The following is a 25,459-nucleotide window of genomic DNA, read 5'->3' on the forward strand; positions in this document are numbered from 1 at the left end:
TTTACCAGCGGCTAAATGTTCAAAGATAAGCTTTTTGATTTATTGCCCCACTAATCCGTTAGCCATTGGCCATCATACATTAAACACTAAACATCAATCGGTTAACAGTAAAATGATTTAACATTGAACAAGCTTGATTAGTGGATATTCCTTTATTCTAAATAAAAAAAGCCCGATAGGCAACCTAGACCTATCGAGCTCCATTTATTAACTAACTACAAATTTTTCTTTTTATGCGGCACCCCTTATTACTCTTAATAAAATAGCCACAATAGCTATCACCAATAAAGCGTGTATAATACCTCCTGTATAATAGCCTCCTAAAAAACTAATTGCCCAAATGATGACTAAAATCACTGCAATTACATATAATAGATTTCCCATAATATTGACGTTAAAGTTTTAAGTGTAAAATTGTTAATTGATTTGATTTATTACTAAAACACGCCGTGTTAAAAATTGTTCTGATTTTTTTCTGTTCGCATAAAAAAGCGACAGACTCACAGATAATTATAAAATCTGTATACCTGTCGCTTTTCTAAAAGATGGGTTCTTGCTTGCTCGTCATTGCCAGCTCGACTGGCAATGACGAGCAAGCTTTAACATTTTGAAGGATTTACTTTTTTTCGAGAAGATTAGATCAATAGCGTGGATACAAGTATTAGAAACAACTAATTTCCTCCCCCTGCCCCCTCAAGAGGGGGATATGCAAAATGCTTAAAACGTGGTGTTATCTCCTATTGCCGGAAGACAGACTGTCAGCATTACGTATTAATACGGCTTTGCGAGGCTCGCAATGACGTACGGGCACTTAGTTTAATAAAAGAAATAAAACAAGCCCATTAAAGCCCTAAAGCGGCCTTAAGCTTTACATATCCTGTTTTACTTACCGGCAACCAAATTCCCGATTTTAGGAGCACTACATAGCTTTCCTTTTCTTTAAGTTCTATTTTGGTTACCTGAGCCAAATTAATGATGTAGGAACGATGAATGCGGATAAACTGAGCAGCATCTAAGGTCTGCTCAAAAAAGCTCATCGTTTTATTTTTCTGAAAATTACCCTCGGTAGTGCTCAGCTTTACGTAATCATCGTCGGCTTCCAAATAGTGGATGGCTTCTATCGGTATGATTTTGATTACTCCCGCATTTTTAACCACTACCCTATTGTTTTGCGCTGGTGATAGCGATGCGGTTTCCAAAAGCTCTTGACTGTTATCTTCTTTGGCCAACTTAGCGGGCAGCTTTTGCATAGCCTGCTCAAAGCGGCTTTGTTCGATAGGTTTCAAAAGATAATCGACCGCATTCACCTCAAAAGCTTTGATGGCATATTCATCAAATGCTGTAGTGAATATTACCGCTGGTCGGTTTTCTACCAGTTCCAACATTTCAAATCCACTAATTTTGGGCATTTGTATATCCAAAAAAATCAAATCTGGTTGGTGTTGAGCTATAGCTTTCAGTCCCTCAAAACCATCACTGCACTCGGCTACAACCTCAATATTTGGAAAAGCTTTTAAATAATGCTTTACAATATCTCTGGCAAGGGCTTCATCATCAATGAGTATGGTTCTTATCATCTTTCTGAGGGATTTTTAGGGTAGTAATATACAATTTATTGTCCTTCGATTCAGCTTGGAGCAAGTTGCTATCCGCAAAAAGCAAATACAATCTTCGCCTGATGGCCGAAAGTCCGAAACCAGTTCCTTTTGATGCTTTCATTTCCGGGTCGTAAGGATTGGTTACACAAATGACCAAAGTGCTGTCTTCCATTTTCACTTCCAAGGTAATGGTAATAGCTGTGGAAGTATTATATAAACCAAATTTGATGGCATTCTCTACAATGGGCTGCAACAAGGTTCCCGGCAAACAAAGTCCTTTCGTTTCTTCAGCAATGTTTACGTCTACACTTAATCGGTGGCTAAAACGTACTTTTTCGATATCCAAATAGAGCTGTATGTATTCCATTTCATCAGCTACGCTTACCCAAACTTCATCATCTCTTTTCAGGGTGCCACGTAAAAAAGCTGCCAATTTGGTGATCATGGTACCCGCTTCTGTAGGATTTACAATGGTTAGGGCATAAACCGAATTAAGGCTATTAAATAAAAAATGAGGTTGTAGTTGGTGGCGCAATTTGTTCAGTTCAGCCTCTTTAGCCAAGTTTTGGGTTGCCAACATACGAGCCTGCATTTCCGATTGTTCTTCTAAGCGATACCATAAAATATTGGCCAATGCGCACCAAGCTAAGCACATAAAGGACACTGCTGCCTTAAAAATATCAGAAAGGTCTAAAAAAGCTACATAACTCGTTTGATTAGCAAACAGAAAAGTTAAAACATATTTTGAGGCGAACACAACCGCCGCCGAAATTACCAGCGTTACCAATAGTACATATAGCAGCTTTTCGTTTTTAGGCTGGTAATAGCCCAACATATTGCTGATTACAATACAACCAAAGGCCAAGCATAAATTACTTACCACACTATCGGACACCGAAATTTGCCAAGAGAAATTAAAAAAGAAATACAAAACCGCAGCGCAAGCCACCTGCCAGCATAATAAAATAATGCCTGCTATGGTCTTGATCTGCGGTTTTGATAGTGGTGTAGTTGTCAAGGTGTTTAGTTTTAGGTTTAGCGAAAAGATTAATAACTCTTAAACTCTACCCCTCCAAAAAGCACCACTCCTCTTATAATGATCAATTTATTTGCCTGTTCGGTTGCTGGATAAATGGCCCTCTTATCGTCAACCCCTCCAAAAATGGCAGTAACTTCCGATTTGATTTGCCAAGTGGCGGGCACTACAATTTTCACGCCTCCAAATATGGCAGTAACATCCAATATAATTTGTCCTTCAAAATCAGATTGGGTCAAATTAAGGTCTCCACCTCCAAATACCGCAACCACTTCCCCTCCCTTTAAATTTTTAGAGTAGATGACCTGATTACTTCCGCCAAATACATTTACGGAATTAATGTAGTCGTTGCTATATTTTTCTTTTTTATCTCCGTTGATAGGTTCTACTGGTTCAGCCTCTTGACCTACAGGATTCACATACTCGAACTTGTCAAAACGTTCTTTCCTGCGTCGTTTTTTATTTCGGCATACCGTAGTGTCTTTGGGTTTAAGGATCAGATAAAGTCCAAGCGCAACAATGGCTATTGGTAGGGCTACATGAGGCATTGAATAATCATCTAAGATATCATCCAAGGTAAAGTAACTACCTATCAGCACCATCACAAACCAGCCACTGCTTCTGAAATTATGACGTGCACCTACGAATAAGCCGATAACAATAAGCCAAACACTCCAGTTAAAGAACCAATGTGGTAAACCTAAGCCAAAATTCCTTAGCAATAAAAGTGCACCAATACCTACGATGATGAAGCCTGCCCAAACTTTTCCTGAGCGATTAACCATATCTTTATTTTCTATATTTTCCATTTGTCTTGTGTTATTTGATATGCCCAAAAGTATCTCAACCCTACAGACTACACAACACAAGACGGTTATTTGCTATCCAATTATCGGTAAAATGCATTAATTTATCGGTAAAAATTTTCGTTAATTTGAAAACCATCGGTCAAATACAGATAAAGAAATGAAAACACTTAAGCTCCTCCTGCTTTTGATTCTCCCTATTTTAGCAAATGCACAGGACATTACCCAACACTACAAGGTTTACGACGTAAAAAAACAGAAGGTCATTAATGTGGATGATATTGTGGCTGATATGGCAAAAGCCGATGTTCTTTTCTTCGGGGAGGAACACAATGATTCGATTGGCCATTATTTAGAAGTAACGCTGTTCAAGAAGCTTGCAACTACTTACCAAAACAAGGTAGGTTTAACGCTTGAAATGTTCCACACCGATGTACAGCCCGTGATCAACGAATATTTAGCAGGAATCATCTCCGAAAAAAATTTTATTAAAGAGGCAAGGGCTTGGAACAATTATAAGGATTACAGACCCATGGTTGAGTTTGCAAAGAATGAAGGGATTATGGTGATTGGCGGTAATGCAGCGGCAAGATATAGCAATGCAGTTACCAAAAATGGATTGGGAATTTTAGGCAAACTACCTTCTAGTTCTAAACAGTTTTTGCCGCCAAACACCATAGACACCTTAACTGGCAGGTACTACGAAAAGTTTATCGGCTTACTAGGCGGCCATGGCATGGGTACCATGAAGGTATATCAGTCCCAAAACTTTTGGGATGCCACCATGGCTTGGTCTATTGCAAAATTTGCCAAGGAAAATAAGGGGAAAAAGATATTTCAGGTGAATGGCCGTTTCCATAGCGATGAAAAGTTGGGTACTTATGCACAGCTTCAAAAGTTGGCACCAAAGCTAAAGGCTTTAAACATTGCTTCGTTTGCAGCCGAAGATTTTGAAAATCCCAACTGGGAAAAATATCAAAACTTGGGCGATTATGTTATTGTTACCGACCCCAAGGTGAAGAAGAGTTTTTAAAAAAGTAATGACGGTCGTCATCTCGACCGCAGCGCAGCGAGTGGAGAGATCTTTTATTTATACATTCAAAGATTTCTCCACAAGGTCGAAATGACGGAAGATTAATAACAGGGCTTAATTTTAGCATCAGTTTGAGTATAAGCTCATTTCCATATCTCGAAGAGGTCTAATATTAATAAAATAGCTTATTCGCTTCGATACTATTATGTAGGAATCACATGATTTGGCTAATATCTTTATATAGCAATTGAAATCCTTCGGACTCTGGTAACCAAAGAGATTCTTCGCAAGCTCAGAATGACAGCAATCTAAGGACATATTCAAAGATTTCTCCACTCGCTATGGTCGAAATGACGGAAGCGCTTCCTATTTCAACCATCCTACTTTTAGCCCAAAGTAAAAGCTACGACCGGGTGCTACGTTATAATACCTGCCACCAAAACCATTAATATCATTGCCCAAGCTATAAGTTTGGTTCAAAAGGTTGTCTACCCCTGCAAATAATTGTAAAGGTAGATGCTTAATTTGCTTCTGATAACCTAGTTTTGCCGATACCAACTGAAAGGCATTGGCATATTGTGTGTTGGCATCATTAAGCGCAATTTTAGCATTGTGGTTAAAAGTCAGGAAAGCCAATAGACCGCTTTTATGTTTAATATCAGCCATTAAAGTAAAACTATGTGGCGCTACTCCTGGCAAACGATTTCCCGAGAAATCTTGATTTAATTGTACAAAATCGTCGTATTTAAATTGATGCCAAGCATAGGCTCCTTGCAGCAATACCGATAATGGCTGACTTTCCTTAAGCAATTGGTAGGATAAACTTGCTTCTACCCCCTGTTGCTTGTTTTGCCCCGCATTGATGTAGTAATTGGCCCCAGCAGCATCTCTACGAGTGACGACAGCATTGCTCAACAACATATGGAAATAGCTGGCATCCAGAAACAAACGCTGGTTAAGCAGTTTCCATCTAAAACCAGGTTCTATATTCCAACCTTTCTCTGCTTTCAAAGCTAAATTATAGCTATTGTTGTCCGCAAAAATCTCGCTACTTGCAGGAGGCGAAAACCCTTTCGCTACGTTGATATAAGTAGAAAAATGTTCACTGGCACTAAAAAGCACAGCAAAACGCGGTTGTACTTCTCCACTAAACTTTTTATGGGCATTAATATTTGGTGTTTCACTATTACGAAGAAAACCAAGATTGAGGTTGTTGGTACTGGCTCCAACGGTAAATAGCCATTTTTTCACCTGCCAATTCACTTGGGCAAATGCCAGCCATTGCAATAAGTCAAGTTTGTCATTGGTGTTCTGATTTCCCTTATTCCCCTGTAAGTTTCTATAGGTTCTAGAGCTGAAGTCGCCCTTTTGCAACTCTCCGCCAAAATGCAAGGATATATTGTTTGAGGGCTCATAAACAAAAGCTGTTCTTCCACCCCAGTGTGGCTCTTTTTTCAACTCGTAATTTTGGATGGCTGGGTTCTCTGTTTCATTGTAAAAGCCATATAAGCTTGTCGTGTTTCGCCACTTTTCATCAAAAGCATAGCGATGTACCAATCCTAGCAAAAAAGCTTGCTGTTTTATACTTGCATTCGCTAAAATAGCACCTTGATTAGCACCTACGGTTGGTCGGGCTTGTTTTGGATTGGCCTCATATTCCGCTAAAGTCAATGCACCAGGAGTTTGATACTTAAGGTCGCTATAAATGGCATGTATGGTCAAGTTTGCTTTAAAAAAAGTAGGTAGCAGGGCTTGATAACTTGCCACACGACGTTTCATTTCTGTATGCGCTCTATAACCGTCGGCACCTTGTTCTTCATAAGCCAGCAGATGCTTGGGTAATTGCAGCTTAACGTTATAATTTAGTGCCCCAAAACTTCCTCCACTAGCACCGGCTTCCAACATAATGTTATTATTTACCGTTGGCGCATTAAATAGTACCACGCCTCCTGTACCAATGCCATACACACTACTTCCCGGTCCCTTGATCAGTTCTATACCGCCCACGTTATTAAAACCCAACATATTTAACATCGAATTACCACCTGGTGCAGTAAAAGGAATATCATCGTAATAAATCTTCACATTACGCACGCCATAAGGGCTTCGCACCGAACTGCCCCTGATGTTCAAGCGATAGCTGCCTGGCGATCGCTCTTCCATACGAGCACCTGGTGTGGCATTGATTGCCTGAAGCACATTAGTATTTGCATAACGCTGTAACTGCGACAAGCCTATTTTGTTCACTGCGGTTGGCGTAGTCATCAAGTTTTTGCTCCCATAAGCATTAATCACCACGCTATCTAAAGTAAGTTTAACGCTCTCAATGCTATCTCGATTTTGCGCCCAAAGGGGAAAAGTGAATAACTCAAACAGAATAATTAAAACGAAACGGCTTGGCATATACATGAGGTTCAGAACAAATAATTAAAGGATTTGCAGAGTTTCAACTCAGTGGAAATGTTCGCCAGAGTAGTAGTACCACTGTTCTTTTTCTTTTTTGAACTGCGACCGCTCGTGATGAACATATTGTTGCAATCCTTTTTGATAAAAAGCTTTAAACTCAACCACGTTCTTTTTAGCAGCCACAATATCCAATTTTAACCAATGATTAGCTTTCGCCCATTGCTCCATATCGGCTTTGTTATATAAATGTCTTTTGGCCGGATGTGTAGTATCCCACAAATAGTCAATCAGATGCAAGGCGTAAGCACTGTATCTCGATCGCATTAACAATTCAGCACTTGGCGGAAGTGCTTTCTTCAAATGATAAACTTCACAGCATTGGGCATAAGGCTTGTTCAATGAACAAGCGCATGTTATAGTTGACATATTTCAAAAATACATTAAAAAGAAATTTAGTACACTGCAAAAGTTGCTTTTTTGAGCTCTAATTATATTTTTGTAATTAAACATCACACAAACCAAATATTAAATCCTTGCAAACCACCCGTACAATTCCAACGAATGAGACTGAGAGGTTAGCCAGCTTATTTAAGCTCGACCTTGACTATACTGCTTTAAACGATACTTTTAAAGATTTAAGTTTTTTGGCAGCTAAAATTACAGAAACCGAAATTTCACTGATTTCATTTATTGACTCGTATACGCAATGGATTGTTTCACGATTTGGTCTCGAAATATATCAAACTCCCATAGATGATACGGTTTGCCAATTTACGCTGGGAGAAGAAGACCATTTGGAAATTGAAGATTTATCTAAAGACCAACGTTTTGTTACCAAAGATTTTATTGGTGAACCAATGAATTTAAAGTATTATCTAGGGGTTCCCCTCAAATCATCTAACGGTTTAAACATTGGTTCGTTGTGCGTTATCGACAATAAACTTCATGGTAAATTATCGGATGAAAAAATTGAGCAGTTAAAAATAATTGCTCGTCAAATTATTGCCAGAATTAATGATGCCAGCAGTATCAGGTCATTACAAAATCAATTGCGCTTACAAACAGATACTTATAAAAAAGTAGCTCACGATATTAGAGGCCCCATTGCAGGAATTATTGGTTTAGCGGATATGATTGCCAACGATACGGATGAATATCACAAAGATGAACTACAAAACATGGTGGGCATGATGGGCAAAAGCGGGCAATCGGTATTGGATTTGGCTGATGAGATTTTAAGAAGCTCTCTGGATAAACTGAATTGTGCTGCCGAGGTTTTTAATTTGAAAATCTTTAAAGAAAAACTGGACAAATTGTATCAGCCACAAGCTTTCAACAAACAAATCAATTTGGATATAAAAGTTAATATTGCATTTGAGACCATACAGATTAAGAAGGACAAACTGATGCAGATCAGTGGCAACCTGATTTCAAACGCCATTAAGTTTACCCCTAATAATGGCAACATCAAGGTGCAGTTGGACTTGTTTCTGGAAACTAATCAAAAAACATTAATTATGCAGGTGCAGGATAGTGGACAGGGCCTTAGTCAAGAGGCTATTAACGAAATTCTAAAAGGTACGGCCGAAAGCAGTAATGGCACGATTGGCGAAAAGGGCTATGGATTTGGTTTGCCTATGGTGCGAAAACTATTGAACGAGCTTAACGGAGAGATGAGCATCGAATCTAAAATAGGCCAAGGCAGTTGTTTTCACATCAAAATTCCATCGGTATAACATTGTATATTTTCATTAAGACTTACAAAGTTTTGAAACTTTCAGTTTTAAGACAAAACAGTTCCATTACCTCTTTTGACAGGTTTCTGTCATAATGAGTGCCTCTCTCCTTAAAGGAAAAACTTCCGTTGACACTACTTGTTTTTAATAGTGAGACTTTAAATTTTTGAAAGCTCATCACAAATTAAAACTTATCATTTATGTCATTACTATTAAACAAAGTAGCATTGGTTACTGGAGCTGGTTCAGGCATCGGTAAAGCCATTGCAGAAGCTTACGCACGTGAAGGTGCTAAGGTAGTCGTATCAGACATCAACGAAGAACATGGAAATGCTACCGTAGCTGAAATCCAGAAAAGTGGTGGAGAGGCTCATTTCATCAAAGCAGATTCGAGTAGCGCCGAAGACAATAAAAAATTGGTAGCAGGTACCGTTGCCAAATATGGCAGGCTAGATATTGCTTGCAACAATGCAGGTATTGGCGGCCCTGCGGCTCCTACTGGCGAATATGATATTGTTGGCTGGGACAAAGTAATTGCCATTAACCTAAGTGGGGTATTTTATGGCTGTAGGTACCAACTTGAACAAATGGAGAAAAATGGCGGTGGCAGCATTGTGAACATGGCTTCCATTCACGGCACCGTGGCCGCACCTAATAGCGTGGCCTACACCGCAGCCAAACATGGCGTGGTGGGCTTAACCAAAAATATTGGTGCCGAATACGGACAGAAAAATATTCGTTGTAATGCGGTTGGTCCAGGTTATATCCGTACACCTTTATTGGATGACAATTTGGATGAAGCCAGTTTGAAAGCCGTTGCCGCTAAAGCGACGATGAATAGATTGGGAACTCCCGAAGAAGTAGCTGAATTAGTGGTATTCCTTAGTTCGGATAAAACATCTTTTACTACAGGTGCTTATTACATCACGGATGGTGGTTATACGACTGTTTAAAGGAACGAAAATATAAGAAGTAGACAAATAATGCGAGTTCGGAAAAAAAAGACCTTCTACTCATTATAATTGGACTTTTAGACTTAACACATAAATTTCCTGCTACTATTTAAGGTTCTGTCGCTTCGCGGACAAACTTTCATTAGGTAGTTTTTATTGTTTTATTTACTTCAGTTCGATTATTAATTTTGTCAAAACAGCCTGTAAAGCTGATGCTGAAATAAATTCAGCATGACGTACCGTCCATCTGGCGTCACCCTGAATTTATTTCAGGGACAGCAAAACAAAGTTGGCATCATCCCGCTAAAAAATAAATAACAATCGAACTTTCAGGTTATTTGTTTTAATGCTTTTGCAAGCTCAGGCTTCTTGTATACGTTAAAAAGACTTACGAAGTTTTTGAAACTTCGTAAGTCTTTTAGTTATCTATTTCTTTGCTTGCGCTGCTTTGATTTTAGCAGCAATCACTCTCCAATCATAGAAATGAAAAGTTTTATCAGTACTCATGGCTACAAAAATGCCCTCAGGATATTGAGTACCTAAGTTTACCGAAACTGCATCAGCACCATCAGTTTCCATGGCACTTACTGGAATTTCAGCAATGAGGTCATATTGATTAGCATTGCCCTTGCTACCCTCCCGCGGATAAACCATAAAGCTTTGCGAACCTTGGTTAGACACCAATAGGTAACCTGTTTTTTCTCCAGTTTTGTAAATGGCAATCCCTTCGTGGTCTACTGAAAATCCTGTTTGAGCAAATAGCACCAATTCCTCATTTTGGTTAGCCGCTGGATCAGCCAAATATTTACGCACGCCAACCTGCTCGTCTGAGTAGTACACATAACCCAACTCGTTATCTACCGCAATGGCTTCAATCTCCTTTTTACTACTGTATTTCCCAAATTTGCGCACTAGCTTGGCACCTATGTGACCATTTCCAGCATCAGCCAATTGATATTGCCATAAATACCCGTCTGCTGGACCTGTTTTTCTGCCTACAATGGCAAAAATAGCGTGGTCGCTTGGACGAGTATACAAGGCAATGCCCATAGGGTCACGCTCGGTTTCACCAGCAAACACTTCAATCCCGCCGTTGTCTATAGGCAATAAATCGGGCAAGCTGAAAATTCTTATCTTATTGGCTTGGCGTTCGGTAGTTACGGCAATATCCACTTTCCTGCCACCAAGCGTAATGCCATATGCAATATCAACATTGTTGGGACGTTGTATCCCTCCTACTCTCTTTACAATTTTTCCAGATAAATCAAAGGCATACAAAGCACCGTCTTTATCTTTATCTGTACCTATTACCAAGCTTTTGCTAGGGTCGGTTGGGTTAATCCAAATGGCAGGATCATCCGTATCATGTTTAACCTGCTCAGTAATTACTGTTGCCTGTGCAGTGTTGGGATTATTTTTGTTTTTTGATTGAGGATTCTGGGCACATGCTCCAAATGGCAAGATAGCCAATGCTAAAAAATATTTACTTAGTGTATTCATTTAATATGGTTAGTATGCACAAATGTTGTACATAGTGGTTATTAAAACAAAAAATTAACGTTACAAATCGTGAACAAGCCTTTACAAAAAGGCAGCTTGATTTAAATGGACTGTATAAATGCCGTTAAACTAGCGCCTTGCTCTAATTTAAGTTTTTTTCGTAAGCGATATCGGGCTACACGCAAACTATCGGTGGATACGCTTAATAGTGCAGCAATATCTGCTGCATTGATGTTGAGTTTAATGAGGGAGATGAATTTAATGTCGGTTGCAGAAAGTCCCGGATTGATTTGTTGCAAGCGATCAAAGAACTCTTGATTGATTTCTTCAAAAATCCTCCTAAAATCGTCCCAGTAAGCATCTTTATGAAAGTTCTGATTGATTTTATTCAACAGGCTCCGCAGTTCCTTTTTATAGCTTCGGCCATCGCTTTTAATCATCTCGGTAAGTGCATCCCTAATGTCCTCCAGCAGTTGATTTTTTTGAATGGTTTGCAGGGTATGGGCGGTGATTTCTTTAGCTTTGGTATGCAGATTTTCTTTGAGATGTTCTTCTTGCATTTTTTTGTTGTTCAAATCAATCTCCATCAGCTCCTGCTTGGTCTTCAAAATTTTCTCCTCACGTTCCCTAATTTCACGCTCCCTTAAAATACGATGACGCTGGTTACGAATGATAATGGCGGCGACCAAAATAAACACCACGGCGGCAATGCCCGAAGCAATGTAAATGGCCCAAGCGATTTTTTCCTGTCGTGCCATTTGGGCAATCTGCAGTTCTTTCCTATCCAAACCATAAATCACCTTCAACAATGCCTCTTGGTTTTTACTTTCTTCGGAATAGGAGCTCAAAAAGTATTGCCTGCTTAATTCCAGATAATAAAAGGTGCTATCGCTTTGCTTCAAGAAGCTAAAGGTTTTACCTAAATCACGATAGGCACTACTTAAACGGCTATATGATTTGGTACTTTTGGCCAGTTTTTCTGCCTTGCGGGTATAATGCAATGCTTGGTTGTATTGCCCCTGCTTACGGTACACATCACCCACGTTATTGTAGGCGTCAATCAGCATTTCGGTATTTCCACCTTGTTCAAACCAAGTCAAGGCTTTTGAAAAATGGAAATAAGCTTTGTCAAACTGCGACTTATCCTCGTAAATGCTGCCCAAGTTTTCATGTACCAACGCTACTCCTTCGGCATTACCAATGGCATCAAACACCTGCATGGCCTTTTGCTGATAATAGTAAGCACTATCATAATTAAGCACTTTCTCGTAAAAATGGCCCAAGTTGGCGTAAGTTTTAGCAATCCCCGTACTGTCTTTAAATAATTGATAGGTACTTAGTGCCTTGAAATAAGACTGTTTAGCTTCTTTTTGCTGTTTGGTGATGAGGAACAGCAGTGCCAAATCATTTAGGTTATCTGCCGTTTGCTTCTCATTTTTATAGGCTCTAAAAATCTCATCAGCCTTAATGTGGTAACTTAAAGATTGGGTAAATAAGCCCATTTGGTAACAAATTTGCCCCATGTGCTGCAATGCCCTTGCTTCTCCCTGCAAATCGCCGCTACTTTTTGCTTGCTTATAAAGTTCATTTTGCTTGATGAACAAAGCATCTGATGGCGTGGTTAGTTTACTAGCACCATGCCCAATATCTTTGATAGCAGTGGTATTTTGTGCAAGGAGGTCTCTCCCTACACAAAATACGCTTAAAATCACTAACATGGCTTTAAGCCATTGGTTCTTTTTACTGCTAACATTCATCATTAAAAACAATTAAAAATCAAACTTAACGCCTAGGTTATATCTTGGACGGTAATATTCTATCTGCCTGCTTTGGTTGCTCAAACCTTGGTAGTATCTCAATGGCTGATTGGTTAAATTGGTCGCTTCAGCGAAAAACCTAGCTACTTTCGATACTTTAAAGGAAGCGTTGGCATCTAAAAAGAATTGCTTATCATAAAATACATCACCAAAAGTATCAGACCCTAATTCATCAATATAAGCCGCGGTATAGTTGGCCGAAATCCTTGCTGAGAAACGACTATTTTCCCATGATAAGGAAGCATTAAGCATGTGTGGCGCAGTTCCTGGCAAGGTCATTCCTTCTCTCAATTCACCATCGCTATTGGTCACCCCTTTAGCTTTCGATTTGGTGTAGGTATAATTGGCATAAATACCAAAGCCTTTTAAAAATTTGCCTGGTAAAAAGTCCAATTGTCTTTGTGCAGCCACCTCAAAACCATATACGTTTACGCTTTCACCATTTCTGCTTTGGGTAAAGGCCCATTGCTCACCTGCAGGAATTGGATTGGCCAAATCAGGGAAGTCATTTGCAAATTTTGAAGTGGTGTAAGCTCTATCGCTATAGGTGTAGATGAAGTTTTTCAATCGCTTATAGAAGAAACCTCCCGAGATTAAACCTACTGATTTAAAATACTGCTCGGCCATTAAATCAAAGTTATAGGCATAAGTAGCATCCAAATTTGGATTACCAGCTGAGATTTCCTCATCGCCTGCAATGATGCCCACAAATGGCGTAAGGGCATAGTAATTTGGTCTAGCCAGTGCTGTGGTAAATGCACCACGTAAAATCAAATCATCATTTGCCTGATATTTCAAGGTTATGCTTGGCAACCAATCAGAATAACTATTTTTTGAAGTACGTTTACCAGCTAATTCCTCCTCTTCTTCAATCACGTTACCTGTATAATTAATTCGGGTATGCTCCATACGCAAACCTACAATGGCCGATAGTTTTTCGGTCAAGTCTTGGTCCCAACGCAAATAACCAGCTAATATGTTTTCCTTAGCGTTGTAATTAAGCGCCAAGTACTCTGCAGCTGCATCAGTAGCTTCAAATACGGCTGGATTGTTCAAATTCAAACTTGCCAAATAAGCCCTGCTGGCAAATAATCCTGGTACATATTGGCTACCTGGCTGAAATTTCTTACCATCAAAATAACTGTTCGGAATTTGGCCTAAGTTAGGAATCAAATCATCATCAATAGGCTCAAACTTGGTGAAGTTATTGTTACGGTCTTTGTCCTTAATTCTCAATCGACCACCAAAGCGTAAACGACCTTTTTGCCCGTCAACAACAGATAGTGGCAACCTAAAATTAAGCTTGGCTCCAAATTCACTTTCCTTGGTTAAATCGGTATTCTCCGAGATGGTGTTTAAGCCCACTGCATTTGCGTCAAAATTGGTGGTTGTAAACAATGGATAATCAGGACTACCTGTAAAATTGATGGTTCTGTTGCTTTGTCTGAAAAGCATATAACGCTCGTTCGGACGGTATTCTCTAGCGGTAGAATAACTTGCTGCCCAGTCCATATCCAAGCCCGAAGTAATTAAATGCTCACCACGCAGCGAGTAGTTTTGCACACGTTGGTCTTCCAAACGGGTCATTTTATTTCTGTCATTGTCAATACCGCCTTTGGTTTGTAAACCAATACGGCCTCTGTAACCGATAATGGCATTGCTGGCGTTGTATTGCGGTGCAATATTGTCGATACGCATACGGTATCTGTTTTCTCTATCATCACGCCAGTTGTACATGGCATTGGCATAAATGGTGTGGTTTTCGCCCAGTTTAAAATCTAGTGCAGCGGCTACACTTCGTCTAATACGTTGTACATCGTATTTTCTGATATCGGTTTCTTCTACGAAGGTATTTCCGAAATCATCTTTTGCCCAAACGGCTTCTACGTTATCTGAACCGTACACGTTGTTGTTGTAAGAACCACTTAACACCATACCAATGGCATTTTTCGCAAAGCGATTTCCATACACAAAACCACCAGTATACAACATTTTGTCTCTAATAGGATTGTAACCTGTAGATAGCGTAGCCGAAATACGTTCGCCATTTGGAGAGGCACGGGTAATCAAATTCACCGAACCACCAATCGCATCAGCATCCATATCAGAAGTAAGAGTTTTGTTTACCTCGATGCTAGAAATCATATCCGAAGGAATCAAGTCCATTTGTACCCTTCTGTTATCGCCCTCGGCCGATGGAATACGATCGCCGTTGAGCATTACCGAGTTCAGCTCTGGTGCCAAACCTCTTACAATGATGTTACGGGCCTCGCCTTGGTCGTTCTGCATAGTGATTCCTGGTACACGACGTAAGGCTTCGCCAATATTGGCATCAGGGAAACGTCCAACTTGGTCAGACGAGATGATATTGGTGATGTTAGATTTGTTTTTTTGTTGGTTAAGCGCTCTGGCTTGTCCACGCAACCTATCGCCCATTACCGTTACTTGGTTCATCGCTACAGCACCATCTTCCAAATAAAAATTAATAACTGTATTACCACCTTTTGAAACGGTTACACTTTGTTTTTGGCTTTGATAGCCCATATAGATGACCTCTACCTCATAGGTACCTTCTGGCACTTTCAAAAATTCGTAATCTCCAATTTGATTGGAAATGGTATAACGGTTACCCACATTTAATTTAACGGTAGCGCCTGGTAACGAGGCCTTCGTCATTTTTTCGATTACCTTACCTGTAATGACACCACTACCTTGCTGGGCGTGGCAAAATACTACGGCAAATAGTAAAAGTACTGAAGTAAAAAGTGTTTTCATTTCTGCTTTTAATTTGTTTGAAAATCTTATCGCCACGAAATTGAACATTATACCTACTAGCCACCGCAATTACCGCGTTACAAAAAAGAAACCACCATGAACAAGCCGTTAACATAGCGATAACAAGACTGCCCATTTCAAATACAATGCTTTGTTTTTCAAACCATTGCAAACATTCAAAAAATCCATTAACATTCTATTGCCTTAATGATAAGTTAAGGTTAACTACCTAAAATGGAAAAACCGAAAACCTTTAGTGTTTGGCGGCTGTTAGTAATGCCAAAAAACATTAAGAATAGAACATTATGAAAACTCAATTTAAATTTTTAGCCGTCTTACTGATGATGCCTCTCTTTTTTTTAGCTTGTAGTAAAGATGATGACCCTGCGGATAATGATCTATTTGTTGGCACCTATAACGGTACCATTAGTTATAACAGTGGTTCAACATCTATCCGTACGGAGACCGGTAAGGTAACGGTAGTGAAAACAGGCAATAATTATGATTTTAAATTTTCGGATGGTATTCCTGATTTGAATGGAGTACAGTTTCAGAAAAATGAAAACGAGGCTATTTCTATTGGCAACGATGAAAGCAAGTACATTAAAATTACCGCTGGAACTTTAAAAATAGCTTTTACTAAGGATGGTGCTATTTGGACCGCCGATTGTACAAGGTAGTTTTGAAGGAGACTTACGAAGTTTTAGAAACTTCGTAAGTCTTGATTTTATTAATTCGCCTTGATCTGCTTTGGATCATTTACTACTAATTGTAATTTCTCTTTATATAAGGTTACCTTTCCCGTTACGCAAATACGCTTGTTTTCGAACATTTCTACAGGTTCCTTTGCAAATTTGCTTCTATCGGCCTTAAACACCACTACAGTAATTACTTCCTTTGGAAATTTACCTCCTAAGTTGAGCAAGCTTAAATTCTCTAAGCTACGGGCACTGTATACCGAATCGCAAAGGGTAACTTCTTTACCTACATGGTTCACTACTTCTTTTATAGATACCGTGGTTTGGCTTTTGGCTGCCATAAAGGCGAAGCCAAGTGCTAAAGTAACAATCAGTTTTTTCATAAAGTGAAGATACTAATTACAACTTTAAGCTCTAGCATATTTTGGGGTAGTTATTCTTTTTTGTGGTATAGCATTCACGATTTCCCTCTCCTTTTCAAGGAGAGGGCTAGGGAGAGGTTTAAAAGAAAACACCCTCTCTCCGCTGTGCGGTATCTCTCCCTAAAAGGGAGAGAATAATGCTTAGGAAAGGCAGCATAAACTTTAATGTTGATTAAATAAAAAAGCCATCCATTATGGACGGCTTTATTAAAACAACAATATAAAGTTTTACTTAGTGACCAAACCAAATATGGCTATCAATTTTTGGTTATGGTAAAGGTTAAAAGTTTGGTCGGCGATATCGTAGGTTAAGTTTTCAAGCGAGATGAGTTTTAGGAACTCCCCTTCCACATTGTTGTCCAAACATGCCATTTGTGTACTCACTACTTTAGAAAAAGCGATTTTGTTTTTTCCGGTAAATTGTACCAAACCACCGTAACCATTACAGCCTGTATTGCCACTTACTGTACCTTTTTTTGTATCAAATTTCATAGTAGCCGTACTATTGGTCAATGTTTTGTTATTAATAGAAAGCAGTTTCCAGTTATACTTATCTAGAAAAGCAAGAACTTTGGCATCTGCTTTTTCGGCTTTTACTTTTTTCTTGCTCAATACTTTTACCACTTTATATTTGTACGAAGAAGCATCGGCAGGGACATTTTTAAGTTTGGTGCGTTTTACCTGTACTTTGTAACGGTATCCTGCTTGGTATTTGAAGTTTTGGAAACCACTGTAGAAATATTCCCAGTCTTTACTGTTTTTGTATTTCACCAAATAGCATTTCATAGGACCTACACCGGTGCAATCTGCTTTGTTCTCTTTAATTTCCATGGTGATAATTTCACTGTTGGAAGCAGCTTTTGCGAATTGGGTAATGGTAAGGAGCGCTATCAGTAAGGATGTTATTTTTTTCATGTTCTTATTTTTTTGACCCTTAGGTCATTTTTATTTTTCGACCATATGATGTGTAGCAAAAGGCTTTTCCATAAAAATTAGAAAAATCTAATTAAAGATAACTGATTTTGTGGGGGTTAAAATTCAAGTGAGTTAGTGTTACGTAAAAAACAGCTTGAATTTTGACTTTAACAAAAAGAGCGGACGGTTAACTGTCCGCTCTCGTATAATTAAATTATGATTAAGGCGCTCATAGACACAAATTACCTCATTTTATCTCCAGACAAGATTTACAGGTTAATGTATAAGCACCAATAGGCCAATGCTTGCGCTAGAGGAGTGTAAACACCCATAAGCATAAAGAAGCACAGCAATTTACCATATATCTGGGCTTTTATTTTAAATACTCAATCATTTGCTTTTTTTAGTCTAAGAAATAAGAAAACTATTGTTATACATATACCTGAGATAATTGATGAAAAAGTGTAACATCTATCAATAAACCCTTTAAATCCGAATGTAAAAATATTCAGAATAGGGATGCCTTGAGAAAAAATAGCAAATGACAATTCATATAATATCATACCTATGATAAAAAAAAATATAATTCTGGCTACTTTTAACTAAATTTCTTGTAGCAAAATATAGTGCAATTGAGCTTGTAAATTGAATTGACACCGCTAAGAGTACTGCTAACGGTGTCATACCAACATCGCCTCCTGAATAATCACTAAAAGCTATTAGTATAATAAAGCTTATAAATGTTAGTAAGCTTTGTAAAAGAAACCAAATGACCATATGTAATTTATCTTTCGAGTTAATTAAGTATATATACCCTTATTGTTGCACCCAGTTCGACCCATCCTAACTCTGCGAATGCTGCCTGAATATAATATTGATTGACTGATAAAAATCAAAGCCAAAAAGCATAAAACAATCATTTCTTCTTCAACTTCTCCACCTCTTTTTTTAGCTCTATGAGATGAAGTGTCAATTCCTCTATCTTCTTCAATAAGATTTTGTTCATCTCCCCTAAGGCTACACCTTCTTTTTCCACCTCAGCCGCTGCAGGCACCTCTGGCAAATGTCCATTAGCTTTGATATAAGCTTCCAATTCTGGTAAGGTATTGAGCTGATATTCTGGCTTGAACACATAGTCAGGCCAGTTAGCGGCTTCAATCTTGATCTCCTTGGCCCTGATTTTACCGTTTACGGAGAGTTTTTCTTTTGGAGTGGTAGTACCAATGCCTACATCGCCATTAGGTAAAAAATTCATGAAACTGTTACTATAGCTTTCCCCTATCCAACCTCTGCCCATATTAGCGGCACCATTATTGGCGTTCCCATATACACCAATCCCAAAAAAACTATTAGCGTTTTGATCAGAGATGGTAAATCCTCTAGCCCAGTCTCCTGTTAAGTTCGACCAGTTTGCCTTTATATTAACCCCTAAAGCTGGACCGTCTAATCCTATCAGAACATTTGGATCAATTCCTAAAGCTGTTTTTAAAGTAGGGATATTGCCACTATGATAAATTTCGCTCCATTGTTTATTTGAGCCACTATTGTTATTTCTAAAAGCTAATCGAGGACCAAAAAATTCTCCTGCAATTTGTGTGACATAATTATTTCCAGGATTTTCGTGACGCATAGAAAGCACGTTCCAATAACCCGTATCACCAAAAGGGGCATTTAGCATATTATAGCCATTACCTACTACGAATTGTCCAACGGGAGCCACCGAATCTAAGTTCTGGAAATTATAAGGAATATTTGGAACTGTCTGTCCATAAACTACACCAGAGCAAAACAACATCGTTATCAATACATATTTAATTTTATTCATGTTATTTTTTTCTATTGTTTATTATTTCTTTTCTAATCTCTCTATTCTGGAAATTAAAACCTCAATGGCTTCATCTTTCTTTTTTAGGTCCGTATTAATCTGGTCAAGTTTTTTTTCTTTTTCTATCAGGTGCAAGGTCAATTCCTCTATCTTCTTCAATAAGATTTTGTTCATTTCTCCCAGGGCTACACCTTCTTTTTCTACCTCAGCCGCTGCAGGCACCTCTGGCAAATGTCCATTAGCTTTGATATAAGCTCCAATTCTGGTAAGGTATTGAGCTGATATTCTGGCTTGAACACATAGTCAGGCCAGTTAGCGGCTTCAACCTTAATCTCCTTGGCCCTGATTTTACCGTTTACGGAGAGTTTTTCTTGAGGAATGTCAGTGCCTATGCCTACATTACCATCTGCATTCCAAATCCCGTTGGCGGCAAAACGCACATTTCCTCTAAAAGCATTGTCATAAGGCACTTGTACTGTTTTAATTCCCGATATTGCTTCATCAACCGCTGTCCAGCCCGTAAACCAGCTTGCCTGTTCGCTCATTCCATCGGCATATGCACTGACCGTAAATCGTTGGTGATATACCTCGTCATCAATAAAAATCACCACTTTGCCATTTTCTGCTGATAAAAATATCCTGGGCGCATCTCCACCCGAGGAAGAGGCGGTTTGATAGAGAAAATAATTTGTAGAAGCATCGTTAAAATCAGTGGCATAAACATAATAAGACAAGGTAAGGTTGATAGTTAATGACTTAATGTAGCTATATCCAACAATACTTATAGTAGGCATTTGCGTACCTGCTGTAAACGGAAGATTTGTTTTGATTTTTACACCATATACAGGTGTACCGTTTAAAGAATAATTTAAAATATTAGGGTAGTTTTGAGCCTTTAAGTTAAAGGTTAGGGCTACCAAGCATAAAAAGAGTAGTTTTTTCATAGCTATTTAATTTTTAGATGTTTTTTTAGCAATTGTATTTGCTTTTCTTGTGTTAAAATTAGTTCGTTAACAGTTTTATCTTTTGATAGGGTTTCTATTTTCAACTGTTGTAACTCTTTATCTTTCTGAATCAAATGCAGTGTTAGTTCTTCTATCTTTCTCAATAAGATTTTGTTCATCTCTCCTAAGGCTACGCCTTCTTTTTCCACTTCGGCCGCAGCAGGCACGCCCGGCAAATGACCGTTGTTTTTGATATAGGCTTCAATCTCTTGCAAGCTCATCTTCTCATAATCAGGCTTAAACACATAGTCAGGCCAATTGGTTGATTCAACTTTAATTTCCTTAGCCCTGATCTTGCCGTTTACTGCTAGCTCATAATCTCGAGGAGTTGGTGTTTTGATCCCGACGTTTCCTGAGAAGTAGTGGAGGTTGTTTGAAGCTGTATTTATGCCCAATAAAGTCCCTAGGCTGGGTTCATCACCATTGACCACCTCTACTCTTGGCGCATAAAAGTATTGGCGGTCATTTACATTGGGGTCATAATATAGATAGCTGCGATGCACTGCTGTTGTAGCTCCAATAGGAAATTTATAGTCGGTTATGCTTACTACCTTCTGTCCGGTAGCGCCATCATAGATACCGCCATAATGTTCCATTGAAGTATCGTTACTTGCATGAATATATCCCACTAACAGATACCATTTGTCTAGTTCGGGCAAGCCACCATGCCAAAAATATGGATTTACTTTGGTTGAATTATCCAAATTCAATATATCCTGACAACCAAAATAAGATACGCCATTAGTAGAATTGTTTTTTTTTATCCATACCGTAAAGCGGTACATTTTTTCGTGGTCGATATTCACATCACCTGAATTCCATCCACCGTCAGCATTATTTGCGCCATCGGGCATAGCCTTCCATAATACCACACGGTCGCCATGTGGCCCTGTTCCCCATTCCCTAAGGTTCTCTTGAGGACTTCCATTCATGGTGAAAACACCCGCACTTCCCGTTCCTACCTTCCAATGTTGTAGGTCTAACAGGTTTTGCGATAGCACTTGTGATGATAGGCCTAAGCCTACAACTAGTAACAGCATTTTTTTCATAGTGGTTATTTATTTTTTTGAGTTAATGTTTCTACCATTTGCATCACTTTATCTAATTTTCTATTCGTTTCCTCTAATTTTTTATCCTTCTCTATCAGATGCAAAGTCAGCTCTTCTATCTTCTTCAATAAGATTTTGTTCATTTCGCCTAAGGCTACGCCTTCTTTTTCTACCTCAGCCGCTGCAGGCACCTCTGGCAAATGTCCATTAGCTTTGATATAAGCTTCCAATTCTGGTAAGGTATTAAGTTGATATTCTGGTTTGAACACATAGTCAGGCCAATTGGTTGCTTCAACTTTAATTTCCTTGGCCCTGATTTTGCCGTTTACGGAAAGTTTTTCTTTAGGCGTTGCGGTACCTATGCCTACGTTGCCTGTGTTGGATTCCATCACAAACGGCGACGAAGGAGCGTTATCAACACGGATATAAAAATCGTTACCGGCTATATTGCCTACCGTCCAATTTAAAATACCTGTTTTCTCAAAATTTAACGTAGGTTGAGGCTTCTTTAAGTGTAGGATGTGAAGAGGATTGTCAATACCAATTCCTACATTGCCATCACCATCAGCCATCATCACTACAGCTCCAGTATATTTTTCAAATCTAAAGGGATATAAATTAGAAGCACCACCGCCTCCTGTTGAAAATAGCCCATAGCCACTAGATGATTCGTTTCCAAAATAAGCGCTATTATCTCCTGAAATAGAATGCATGGCCCTCAGTACTCCATTCACATGAAGTTTGGCTAAAGGAGTATGCGTGCCAATCCCCACGCGGTCATTGGCATCCGTATATAATAAGTATTTGCCAGTACTCGAATTATATAAACCAAAACTTAAGTCATTTGAAAATAAGCTGTAATAACTTGCATTATCCTGCTTCTTCATTAAAATTTCAGTGGAGTTAACTCCGTTGGAATTAAGAGTAAGTACCTGATTGATGGTTTGTTGGGCCATGGCTTGGCCACTACATAACATGGCCAGTAAGAGTGCCTTTTTGAAATTTGATTTCATAGTTTATGGTTTTATTGATTTGAGCGAATAGAATATTTTAATTTGATGGTTGAGCTGTTCAAATATAAATAAGTTAGAATATACTAACCATAAGAGATATACGAGTCTACATTTTTTTTTGCGCTATGTCTGTTTTTTTTTTCAGTAAAATCTTCATTTCAACAATAATCTATCAGGATAGAAGATTCACTCTTAAAAGGCTTTGTAAGTTTCAATCAATTACCCAAAGACTAACTGCTTAAGCACTTCCGCATATTGTAATAAAAACAGTTAACCTATTACATATCGAGTATTTGATGAATAAATCAGCAAAAAAATGTAGCTTTTTCGTATTCTATTTAGATTTTAATCTTCGAAATAGTTTGTCCAATAATTCTTGTAGGCTTATCCATATCCTTAATGGCAAAGTTAATGGCTTCCTGTATCAAATTCTGCACTTTAGGGTTACGGTAATCTTTGGGGTTCTGCACATCAATATGCCTAATTAAATTTCCCGTTCCCGTAAGCAATTGGTGAGGGTCATTTAGCAAAGTGCCCTTATTAAAACCGAGGTTTACATGATTGGTATAAATGGGAAGCATGCAAAAAGCATCTGAAAGCTTATCAGAAATGGAGAAGACCGCCGTTAATGCATGCGTATGATATAACAGTTCATTACTTTGGGGATAAAGCTCTAAAATGAATGCTCTTAAATCATAAAAAAGACCGATAAGTTCCTTCTCCTTAAAACTCAGCAAACGTTCAAAATCTGGATGGATAGGTCTTGGTGTCATCACAATTAGGATTTTGCAGATAACTGCTTAAGTTTATCAATCAGTTTTAAAAGTGCCGCTCTGTTTTTGGCTTCATGGTAAAATTTGGGCAGTTTTTCTAACAATGTAAAATGTGACCTGTCTTTATGCTCACGCAACGTTGCCCCAATATAGCTTTCCAAATAAGCTAAATGCTGCTCATTATAAGCCCAAAACACTTCATTTTTAAAAGGCTGCTGCAACCAGAGTTTTGCATTGAAATATTGATGGGCAGCCATTTGCCAATGGCCTTTTATTCCCAAAACAGTGCTTTCAGTAGTATTTTCTTTGTTGTAACTACATTGAGTACAAAGCAAACGAGCCCTCTCTTTTCCATAGTCTACCGAGGCCATTGCTTTTTGACCGCATGAAGGGCACACCACCAAAACTTCGGTCTGAAACTCAGTAATTCGTTTGTTCTGGTCATTAAACCTTTCTTGCATCTTCTGTTATTTAAATACTAAGACTAAAATTAGCAATTTGCTATCTCCTTTTCAGGAAATTACTTTCTAAAAAAGCAAAGACCTTATCAAAGTGTTTAGTGGGTTCAGTGTGTGAACCTTGATAAACCACCTGTTCAAAAGGGTATTTAAATCCACTGTCTTTTAGCCTCGAAATCATCTTTTCTCCCATTTGTACCGCGGGAATCATCTCATCTTTATCAGCAGAGAGCAATAGTACTGGACCATTGATACGCTCTACCTTGATCAATGCTTTTTGTTCGGCCAGGCTATCCTGCATCATTGCTGTAAAAGTACCACGTAAATCTCTTTTCATTAAAAAGGGTACTGCTTGATCGTTTACGGGAATAAAGGGCAGCTCTTTTCCTTTAAAAGTCCAGCAAGAGCTGGTAAAATGTTGCGTATGCCCAGGAAAAACAGCATGGCTTGCCGACATTCCTATTACCAGATCGATATCAGGATAATAGCTTCCTAGCAATAAAGCTAAATCAGCGCCGCGGGAACCGCCTAGAACCGCGATTTTATTGCTATCCACTTTTTGATATTTTTTAGCTGTGGCAATGGCCTGATAAACTTCATCAATGGCTATTTGATCTAATATTTTTGGTGTTCCTTTACATCCAAAATAACCAATGGCCAAAAAGGCATAGCCTTTAGCTAAAAATTGTTCTCTAGTTTTCTTCCAGTAATCACTAGTCCAAGCGTTACCACCTTCTGAGCCTCCCAAACCCACTACTAAAGGTTGTTTAGCTTGATTGTTGGTGTATAAAACTGCTTCTACGTTTTTCACCTTCAAGGTATCTTGCGAAAATACCACCGTAGGTAGTAGAAAGAAAAATAGTACTAGGCTAAGTTGTTTTGCTTTTTTCAAGTCCATCTTTTTTTTAACCAAAAATGGAGATTGTTTGCGTAAATGCTTTTGATGTAAATCAAAAAGTTATTTTTCGCCTCTAATTCTGCTTAAGGTTTCTTGGGTGATACCCAAATAAGAGGCGACCATCCCTAAGGGAATGCGGTGGTAGATATCATGATAGGTTTTCAGAAAATGTGCATATTTTTCCTTTGCGCTGGTAAATCTTAGCGAAGTGATGCGCTCCATCAAGTGACCAAAAACAGTCCCCATCGACAGTCGAGCATAGCGTTCCATTTCTGGGAAATTTTCAAACAGATAGACCAAATCATTAACCTGTAGACAAAAAGCTTCGGTAGGCTCAATGGCATCAATATAATAAACGTCCTTTTGCCTGGTCATAAAACTCTTGGGCGAATTGCTCCATTCATTTTCTGCTGGAAAGTATTCACTAATTTCTTTGCCATCTTTAATGAAATACGTTCTAAACAAGCCTTTTTGTATAAAATAAGATTTCGTACACACCTTTTCCGCATCGTGTACCAACTCACCTTTTTTAAACGAAACAAAGGTAACACGCTCATCCAAAGCGGCCTTTAAGATATCGCTCAATTTGATATATTTTTCGAAATGCTGGAATAAGATGGCCTTGGATTCGATACTCATTTGGTTAATTGAAGATGGTGGTGCTTAAACAAATATAACAATCACAGAAAAGCATTAAAATTTAATTGATATAAACAGACGACTTTCCTAAAAGTTGGGAACCCG

24 protein-coding genes are annotated in these 25,459 nt (G+C 38.6%); 4 read left to right on the top strand and 20 right to left on the bottom strand.

Annotated elements, in window-relative coordinates:
• Positions 1–231: 231 nt before the first annotated feature.
• The 4 genes from ABDV71_RS14575 to ABDV71_RS14590 all read right to left on the bottom strand — a co-directional run bounded on the left by ABDV71_RS14575 (position 232) and on the right by ABDV71_RS14590 (position 3,443).
• Entirely contained in the window at positions 232–384 is a 153-nt protein-coding gene (locus ABDV71_RS14575) for a lmo0937 family membrane protein (RefSeq protein ID WP_113635858.1), read from the bottom strand.
• Positions 385–842: 458 nt separating this feature from the next.
• Entirely contained in the window at positions 843–1,577 is a 735-nt protein-coding gene (locus tag ABDV71_RS14580) for a LytTR family transcriptional regulator DNA-binding domain-containing protein (protein ID WP_343533804.1), read from the bottom strand.
• The gene (locus tag ABDV71_RS14585) at positions 1,555–2,616 is read right to left on the bottom strand and encodes a histidine kinase (RefSeq protein WP_343533806.1); all 1,062 of its coding nucleotides are present in this window, start codon (positions 2,614–2,616) and stop codon (positions 1,555–1,557) included. The genes ABDV71_RS14580 and ABDV71_RS14585 overlap by 23 nt, the downstream gene beginning before the upstream one ends.
• A 29-nt stretch (positions 2,617–2,645) precedes the next feature.
• A complete protein-coding gene (locus tag ABDV71_RS14590) occupies positions 2,646–3,443 on the bottom strand; it encodes a LiaF domain-containing protein (RefSeq protein ID WP_343533808.1) in 798 nt (265 codons plus the stop codon).
• A 157-nt stretch (positions 3,444–3,600) separates the two neighbouring features.
• Between ABDV71_RS14590 and ABDV71_RS14595 the strand changes: the two genes are divergently transcribed.
• On the top strand, positions 3,601–4,473 hold the full coding sequence (locus tag ABDV71_RS14595; RefSeq protein WP_343533811.1) for a ChaN family lipoprotein: 873 nt from the start codon (positions 3,601–3,603) through the stop codon (positions 4,471–4,473).
• Between the two features lie 366 nt (positions 4,474–4,839).
• Here ABDV71_RS14595 and ABDV71_RS14600 read toward each other — a convergent pair whose 3' ends face one another.
• Both ABDV71_RS14600 and ABDV71_RS14605 read right to left on the bottom strand, forming a co-directional pair.
• On the bottom strand, positions 4,840–6,882 hold the full coding sequence (locus ABDV71_RS14600) for a TonB-dependent receptor (RefSeq protein WP_343533813.1): 2,043 nt from the start codon (positions 6,880–6,882) through the stop codon (positions 4,840–4,842).
• Between the two features lie 42 nt (positions 6,883–6,924).
• The gene (locus ABDV71_RS14605) at positions 6,925–7,305 is read right to left on the bottom strand and encodes a YchJ family protein (RefSeq protein WP_343533815.1); all 381 of its coding nucleotides are present in this window, start codon (positions 7,303–7,305) and stop codon (positions 6,925–6,927) included.
• 107 nt (positions 7,306–7,412) lie between these two features.
• Between ABDV71_RS14605 and ABDV71_RS14610 the strand changes: the two genes are divergently transcribed.
• Complete coding sequence (locus ABDV71_RS14610; protein ID WP_343533817.1) at positions 7,413–8,615, top strand: GAF domain-containing sensor histidine kinase; 1,203 nt, start codon at positions 7,413–7,415, stop codon at positions 8,613–8,615.
• A 200-nt stretch (positions 8,616–8,815) separates the two neighbouring features.
• On the top strand, positions 8,816–9,568 hold the full coding sequence (locus ABDV71_RS14615) for an SDR family oxidoreductase (protein ID WP_343533819.1): 753 nt from the start codon (positions 8,816–8,818) through the stop codon (positions 9,566–9,568).
• Positions 9,569–9,994: 426 nt separating this feature from the next.
• Here ABDV71_RS14615 and ABDV71_RS14620 read toward each other — a convergent pair whose 3' ends face one another.
• The 3 genes from ABDV71_RS14620 to ABDV71_RS14630 form a co-directional block, all read right to left on the bottom strand.
• Entirely contained in the window at positions 9,995–11,068 is a 1,074-nt protein-coding gene (locus ABDV71_RS14620) for a phytase (RefSeq protein WP_343533820.1), read from the bottom strand.
• Positions 11,069–11,169: 101 nt separating this feature from the next.
• On the bottom strand, positions 11,170–12,828 hold the full coding sequence (locus ABDV71_RS14625; RefSeq protein ID WP_343533822.1) for a tetratricopeptide repeat protein: 1,659 nt from the start codon (positions 12,826–12,828) through the stop codon (positions 11,170–11,172).
• A 9-nt stretch (positions 12,829–12,837) separates the two neighbouring features.
• A complete protein-coding gene (locus ABDV71_RS14630; RefSeq protein WP_343533823.1) occupies positions 12,838–15,660 on the bottom strand; it encodes a TonB-dependent receptor in 2,823 nt (940 codons plus the stop codon).
• A gap of 341 nt (positions 15,661–16,001) precedes the next feature.
• Here ABDV71_RS14630 and ABDV71_RS14635 point away from each other — a divergent pair, with 341 nt between their 5' ends.
• Positions 16,002–16,340 carry a hypothetical protein gene (locus ABDV71_RS14635; protein ID WP_343533824.1) on the top strand — a complete coding sequence of 113 codons (339 nt, stop codon included), beginning with the start codon at positions 16,002–16,004 and terminating at the stop codon, positions 16,338–16,340.
• Between the two features lie 50 nt (positions 16,341–16,390).
• Here ABDV71_RS14635 and ABDV71_RS14640 read toward each other — a convergent pair whose 3' ends face one another.
• The 11 genes from ABDV71_RS14640 to ABDV71_RS14690 form a co-directional block, all read right to left on the bottom strand.
• Positions 16,391–16,741 carry a hypothetical protein gene (locus ABDV71_RS14640; protein WP_343533825.1) on the bottom strand — a complete coding sequence of 117 codons (351 nt, stop codon included), beginning with the start codon at positions 16,739–16,741 and terminating at the stop codon, positions 16,391–16,393.
• A 267-nt stretch (positions 16,742–17,008) separates the two neighbouring features.
• Positions 17,009–17,695, bottom strand: a complete 687-nt coding sequence (locus tag ABDV71_RS14645) for a DUF4377 domain-containing protein (RefSeq protein WP_343533826.1) — start codon at positions 17,693–17,695, stop codon at positions 17,009–17,011.
• A 916-nt stretch (positions 17,696–18,611) separates the two neighbouring features.
• Positions 18,612–19,520, bottom strand: a complete 909-nt coding sequence (locus tag ABDV71_RS14650) for a hypothetical protein (protein WP_343533827.1) — start codon at positions 19,518–19,520, stop codon at positions 18,612–18,614.
• A 21-nt stretch (positions 19,521–19,541) separates the two neighbouring features.
• Complete coding sequence (locus tag ABDV71_RS14655) at positions 19,542–19,694, bottom strand: hypothetical protein (protein WP_343533828.1); 153 nt, start codon at positions 19,692–19,694, stop codon at positions 19,542–19,544.
• A 26-nt stretch (positions 19,695–19,720) separates the two neighbouring features.
• The gene (locus ABDV71_RS14660) at positions 19,721–20,464 is read right to left on the bottom strand and encodes a hypothetical protein (protein ID WP_343533830.1); all 744 of its coding nucleotides are present in this window, start codon (positions 20,462–20,464) and stop codon (positions 19,721–19,723) included.
• Between the two features lie 2 nt (positions 20,465–20,466).
• Positions 20,467–21,564 (bottom strand): hypothetical protein, encoded by a 1,098-nt coding sequence (locus ABDV71_RS14665; RefSeq protein WP_343533832.1) that lies wholly within the window; start codon positions 21,562–21,564, stop codon positions 20,467–20,469.
• A gap of 14 nt (positions 21,565–21,578) precedes the next feature.
• Positions 21,579–22,586, bottom strand: a complete 1,008-nt coding sequence (locus ABDV71_RS14670) for a hypothetical protein (protein ID WP_343533834.1) — start codon at positions 22,584–22,586, stop codon at positions 21,579–21,581.
• A gap of 338 nt (positions 22,587–22,924) precedes the next feature.
• Positions 22,925–23,359, bottom strand: a complete 435-nt coding sequence (locus ABDV71_RS14675; RefSeq protein ID WP_343533836.1) for a DUF1801 domain-containing protein — start codon at positions 23,357–23,359, stop codon at positions 22,925–22,927.
• A 5-nt stretch (positions 23,360–23,364) separates the two neighbouring features.
• Positions 23,365–23,820, bottom strand: a complete 456-nt coding sequence (locus ABDV71_RS14680) for a zinc ribbon domain-containing protein (protein ID WP_343533837.1) — start codon at positions 23,818–23,820, stop codon at positions 23,365–23,367.
• A 40-nt stretch (positions 23,821–23,860) separates the two neighbouring features.
• Positions 23,861–24,715 carry an acyl-CoA thioester hydrolase/BAAT C-terminal domain-containing protein gene (locus ABDV71_RS14685; protein WP_343533839.1) on the bottom strand — a complete coding sequence of 285 codons (855 nt, stop codon included), beginning with the start codon at positions 24,713–24,715 and terminating at the stop codon, positions 23,861–23,863.
• Positions 24,716–24,775: 60 nt separating this feature from the next.
• On the bottom strand, positions 24,776–25,354 hold the full coding sequence (locus ABDV71_RS14690; RefSeq protein WP_343533841.1) for a Crp/Fnr family transcriptional regulator: 579 nt from the start codon (positions 25,352–25,354) through the stop codon (positions 24,776–24,778).
• Between the last annotated feature and the right edge of the window lie 105 nt (positions 25,355–25,459).

Source organism: Pedobacter sp. (genome assembly GCF_039594775.1).
Taxonomy (GTDB): Bacteria; Bacteroidota; Bacteroidia; order Sphingobacteriales; family Sphingobacteriaceae; genus Pedobacter.